The 5,770-nt window shown below is 45.6% G+C and carries 6 protein-coding genes; all 6 read left to right on the top strand.

Annotated elements, in window-relative coordinates; genetic code table 11:
- The coding region (locus IQR33_RS34850) for an Ig-like domain-containing protein (RefSeq protein ID WP_228014213.1) at nt 1-730 on the top strand (730 nt) is incomplete at its 5' end.
- A gap of 172 nt (nt 731-902) precedes the next feature.
- A complete protein-coding gene (locus tag IQR33_RS29160; protein ID WP_193837670.1) occupies nt 903-1,715 on the top strand; it encodes a sugar transporter in 813 nt (270 codons plus the stop codon).
- Between the two features lie 176 nt (nt 1,716-1,891).
- Complete coding sequence (locus IQR33_RS29155; RefSeq protein ID WP_193837671.1) at nt 1,892-3,361, top strand: protein adenylyltransferase SelO; 1,470 nt, start codon at nt 1,892-1,894, stop codon at nt 3,359-3,361.
- 212 nt (nt 3,362-3,573) lie between these two features.
- A complete protein-coding gene (locus IQR33_RS29150) occupies nt 3,574-4,572 on the top strand; it encodes a TRAP transporter substrate-binding protein (RefSeq protein ID WP_017634784.1) in 999 nt (332 codons plus the stop codon).
- 70 nt (nt 4,573-4,642) lie between these two features.
- Nucleotides 4,643-5,317: a TRAP transporter small permease gene (locus tag IQR33_RS29145; protein ID WP_193844274.1), complete on the top strand. Its 675-nt coding sequence runs from the start codon at nt 4,643-4,645 to the stop codon at nt 5,315-5,317.
- A gap of 3 nt (nt 5,318-5,320) precedes the next feature.
- Nucleotides 5,321-5,770 (top strand): TRAP transporter large permease subunit (locus IQR33_RS34845; protein WP_228014212.1); only part of this gene is annotated, 450 nt, incomplete at its 3' end.

Genomic DNA, 5,770 nt, shown 5'->3' with positions numbered 1-5,770 from the left:
TTTGTTGTCGGTTGATGGTGCGTACTCATCTTCAATCGTGAATGTGCAGGTGGAAGTGCTTGGCAGCAACGAAGCGCCAGTGGCCGTGATTGATGTTGATAATAAAGACATGACGGTTGGGCAGCGAGTCACGTTGTCTGCGTTAAATAGTACGGATGCTGATGGTGACGTGTTGAGTTATAAATGGGAGCAGTTGGCTGGCACTTCAGTTTCTCTTGGCAATGCAACCAGTGTTAGCACAAGCTTTACGGTGCCTCAAGGTGCAAAAGCGGGTGAGGTTCTGACATTCCGTTTAACCGTGACTGATCCTAGTAATGAAACGTCCAGTGCTACCGTCGATTTAACCATGAAAAACGCAGCGCCACTTACGCTTGCAGATACGGCGACCGTTGCCGTTGGTGAAAGTATTCTGATTGATGCAGCGAGCAATGATTCGGATGTGAACGGCGATAAACTGGTTGTAGAAAGCGTACAGAACGTAACGGGTGTGGGAAGTGCGAGTGTAGAGAATGGCAAAATCCGTTTTCAAGCACCGGATAGCCCTACTGACGGCATCAAGCTGCAATATACGGTTTCAGATGGTCATGGTGCCACTGCTACGGGGGAAGTTATCGTGACGGTTGTTGCTTCTTTGAAGACAACGACATTCAAGAACTCTGAAGGTAGCGGCAGTGTTTCTTATTGGGCTTTGATGTTACTTGCAACATTAGGCTGGCGACGTCGCGTCTAAAACGGTATGGAATTGCTGTATAAGCCACTCACATTGAGTGGCTTATTTTTTATCTGATTTATTTTGGTTTCGTTCTCATTATCTTATGAGATGTGTTTCTCATTATTTTTAAAGCGATTTTTCTACTCTGCGGTTACCCTAGGGGCCGATTTTTATGAACTAAGGATGTTATATGTCTACCGAGGGCTTTTCTGTTTCGGAAATATGCCGAGAAGCGGCAGTGATGGTCAGAAGGAATCTACTCGCAATTGTTATTGCTTGTATTCCGTTGATTATCGTGCACTCAATTTTTGCTTTTATGTATCCTGAAATGACGGGGCAAGATCAAGCGAACGTTCAAGAAGGCAATGTCGCTGGGTTTTATTTCGTCACAATTATTTTGTACCCACTTGTTGCCGCTATGGCGGCTGTGCGTGTGCATCGAATTTATTTAGTCGGTGATTACATGCACTCGGCGTTGGATGTATTTCGTTTGTCAGCTCGAGAATTCCGTTTCATAGGCTGGTGGATACTGTTTGGACTGATGATGATGCTCGTTATTGGTATCCCGATCTTTGCGTTGTCGTTTATCTACATTGCAGAAAGTGGTGAAGCCGACTTTGTTGCTATGGCTATTATCACAACGATTGCAAGCATTCCTGGCTATTGGGTAATGGCGCGATGGTCATTTGTGTTGCCAGCGACTGCAATGGATCATCAGCCGCGCAGTTTGCGTCGTTCGTGGAACCAGAGCAGAGCATACAACAAACAAGTATTCATTTTGATGGGACTAATTCCATTGGGTGCGGGCTTGCTCAGTCAGCTGATCTTTAGCCACTTTACGAATCTCTTTATGTTGAGCCTCGTCGGTGTGGCCTATGGTATTTTTGGCGCGTACCAGCTGGCATTGTTATCGTTGAGCTATAAAACGGTAGTGGATATCGAACGCGCTCGTTTTGATACGCCATCACTGCCACCAAAAACGGGTGAAGAATTTTCCGCTTAACCCTTTGATTGCTTTTACATGCTACCTCCGTTTAGGAGATGGTCTGCGGCAGGTTGATACCTTCCTGCCGCCTTCGCGTTATTCACGCAAAATACCCATGTCCATTTCATGGCTGAATGACAGGGACATTCACACGTATACTCACAACAGTACTTCTTTTTATTAAGGAACCCTACATGTCCATTTGGCAACGGGTCAATTTCACCCATCGCTTTAGTCAATTACCGTCAGCGTTCTATACGTTGGTCGAGCCACAACCCTTGGACAACACTCGCTGGGTCGCTTGGAATGGTGAGTTTGCACAGCAGTTTGGTTTACCAGAAGAGCAAAACGATGAGTTATTGGCGGTTTTTTCTGGGCTTAGTGAATTCGAACAATTTCGTCCTCTTGCGATGAAATATGCAGGCCATCAGTTTGGCGTTTACAACCCAGATTTGGGCGATGGACGTGGATTACTGTTGGCAGAAATTGAGCATCAGGATGGTACTTGGTTTGATCTTCACCTCAAAGGTGCAGGGCTAACGCCTTACTCGCGAATGGGGGATGGGCGAGCGGTATTACGCTCGACTATCCGTGAGTACCTGTGCAGTGAAGCCATGGCGGGCCTTGGGGTTCCCACGACACGTGCTCTCGGTATGATGGTCAGTGATACACCTGTTTATCGAGAAAAAACGGAATCGGGCGCTTTGTTACTTCGAATGGCTGAAACCCATGTTCGATTCGGTCACTTTGAGCATTTCTTTTACACCAACCAGTTAGCAGAGCAGAAGCTGTTGGCGGATAAGGTGATTGAGTGGCACTTTGCTGATTGTGCATCGGCGGAGAAACCATATGCCGCGATGTTTGACGCCATCGTGACTAAAACAGCCGAGATGATCGCATATTGGCAAGCTTTTGGTTTTGCGCATGGCGTGATGAATACCGATAACATGTCAATTCTTGGGCAAACTTTTGATTATGGTCCGTTTGGCTTTCTTGATGATTATGAGCCGGGATACATTTGTAATCATTCAGACTACCAGGGTCGTTACGCATTTGATCAACAGCCTAGAATTGCGCTTTGGAACCTGTCAGCACTGGCGCATGCGTTATCGCCACTCGTTGAACGAGAAGATTTAGAATCGTCGTTGAGTCAATTTGAAGTTCATTTAAGCCAGCAGTTCAGCCGCCTCATGCGTGAGAAGTTGGGCTTAAAAACCAAGATAGCGGAAGATGGGCGTTTGTTTGAAGCTATGTTTGAGCTTCTTCACCAGAACAAAACGGACTACACTCGCTTCTTCAGAACGCTTTCAAACCTTGATAATGCGCCTTCCCAAGCCGTAATCGATTTATTTCTCGACCGAGAAGCTGCGCGAGCTTGGCTTGAACTGTACTTAGCTCGGTGTGAGCTAGAGGTTGATGAACTAGGGGGCCTGATTTCAACCGAACAGCGTTGCAAACAGATGCGTCAAGCCAATCCCAAATACATCTTGCGTAACTACTTGGCTCAGTTGGCGATTGATAAAGCGGAAGAAGGGGACTTTAGCGAATTACACCGATTGGCCGAACTGTTAAAACGCCCATTTGATGAGCAAACCGAGTTTGATGATTATGCGAAATTGCCGCCGGAATGGGGGAAGAAAATGGAGATAAGCTGTTCTTCATAAATGGGTCATTTCCCACCCATTTGTATCTTTTTCTTGGGTGGAATTCACTCGTTACACTTCGGATTCATGTTAATGGGCTATGTTAATTTATTGAAATACATGTAAATTTTAACATGGTCCATTAATTGCTCCTTGTTGAACATCCGTACCCATCGCCTAACACCTAGTTACTCATGGACGGGATGGGATGTGATTCAACAAGGAGAATAATAATGTTTAAGCCTCTAACTCTACTATCTGTCTCTGCACTTGCTGTTACCAGTTTTAATGCTGCCGCAAATTGTGACCCGGGTGAAACGGTCATCAAGTTTAGCCATGTAACGAACGCGGACAAACACCCTAAAGGCATCGCGGCTTCGTTACTTGAAAAGCGCGTCAACGAAGAGATGAACGGTAAAGTCTGTATGCAGGTGTTTCCTAACTCAACACTGTATGATGATGACAAAGTGTTGGAAGCGCTACTGAATGGTGATGTTCAACTCGCTGCTCCTTCTCTTTCTAAGTTTGAGAAATTCACCAAGAAGTACCGCCTTTTCGATCTTCCTTTCTTGTTCGATGATGTCGACGCGGTTGACCGTTTCCAAAACTCGGAAGCGGGTGAAAAGCTGAAAAATTCAATGAAACGTCGTGGCCTACAAGGCATTGCGTTTTGGCATAACGGCATGAAGCAAATGTCAGCCAACAAGCCGCTCATTTCTCCAACTGATGCTGAAGGACTTAAGTTCCGTGTTCAAGCGTCTGATGTACTCGTTGCTCAGTTTGAGCAGCTAGGTGCTAACCCACAAAAAATGTCGTTCAAAGAAGTTTACGGCGGCTTGCAAACTAAGGTTATTGATGGTCAAGAAAATACTTGGTCAAACATTTACGGCAAAAAATTCTTCGAAGTTCAAGATGGCATTACGGAAACGAACCACGGAATTCTGGATTACTTAGTTGTGACGTCAAACGACTTCTGGAAAAACTTACCAGATGATCAGCGCGAGCAGTTAAACACCATTATTCAAGAGGTAACTGCGCAGCGTAATGCTGAGTCAACCAAAGTAAACCTTGCGAATAAGAACAATATCATCGAAGCAGGTGGTGTGGTTCGTACTCTAACGCCAGAACAGCGCCAAGAATGGGTCACTGCACTTCAACCAGTATGGAAGAAGTTCGAAAAAGACATTGGTTCTGACCTAATCGAAGCCGCTTTGGCGTCTAACCAAAAATAATAACACCTAGCACATTTAGCCCTCTCAAACTGAGGGGGCTCTTTCCCCCTACAGACGACGTGATGTAATTATGGAACAGACTTTTTTTGCCAAGGCTGGACGAATCACCGATGCCATTGAAGAGACTTTGATTGCTTTCTTCTTGGGTGCCATGACCTTGCTGACCTTTGCCAATGTCATCTTTCGTTATGTCTTTAACGACAATATTCTTTGGGCGCTTGAGCTCACCGTTTTCATGTTCGCATGGATGGTGTTGGTTGGCGCATCTTATGGTGTGAAAAAACACTTTCATATTGGTGTCGATGTCATTATTAACATCGTTCCGGAAAGTAAACGAAAAGCCCTGGCGCTTTTTGCTGCAATGTGTTGCTTAGCCTTCTCTATTTTGCTGTTAATTGGCGCTTGGAACTACTGGTATCCGTTCGCTACTGACCGAGCGTGGTATGAAACGGACGATATTCCGATGCCTGAAATACTCCAGTTCATGGCCGACTGGTTAAATGAGGGAGAGCGTTATGAAAAGCTGCCACGTTTTATTCCTTACTTCGCTTTGCCACTTGGAATGGCGCTACTAACGTTTAGATTTGTTCAAGTCACGTGGCAAATCGCTACTGGTAAGCTCGATCGCTTGATTGCAGGACATGAAGCGGAGGAAGAGCTCGAATCTCTTAAAGCTGAGATGAGTGACGCTGAAGACGTAATGGCTCCAAAGGCCTCGCAAGACGCTAAAAACAAGGAGCAATAAGCCATGGATATCTTATTTCTATTTTTGATGGTAATTGGCTTTATGCTGGTTGGCGTGCCAATTGCTATTTCGCTGGGCCTTTCCAGTGTTCTTTTCCTTTTAATGCATTCGGATGCCTCTTTAGCGTCAGTTGCTCAAACGCTGTTTAATGCATTCGCGGGCCACTACACGCTATTGGCTATTCCATTCTTTATATTGGCTTCAAGCTTTATGTCGACGGGTGGCGTAGCAAAGCGGATCATTCGTTTCGCCATTGCCATTGTAGGCTGGTTCCGCGGCGGTTTGGCGATGGCTTCGGTTGTAGCGTGTATGATGTTTGCCGCGTTGTCAGGTTCCTCACCTGCAACGGTTGTTGCCATAGGTAGTATTGTTATCGCAGGTATGATCAAAAACGGTTACTCAAAAGAGTTTGCCTCTGGGGTAATTTGTAACGCAGGTACGCTAGGGATTTTG

It is taken from the genome of Vibrio sp. OPT46 (genome assembly GCF_015163535.1).
Taxonomy (GTDB): domain Bacteria; phylum Pseudomonadota; class Gammaproteobacteria; order Enterobacterales; family Vibrionaceae; genus Vibrio; species Vibrio alginolyticus.
Note: the sequence above shows the minus strand (reverse complement) of the source record. Positions and strands in the feature narration are given on the sequence as shown.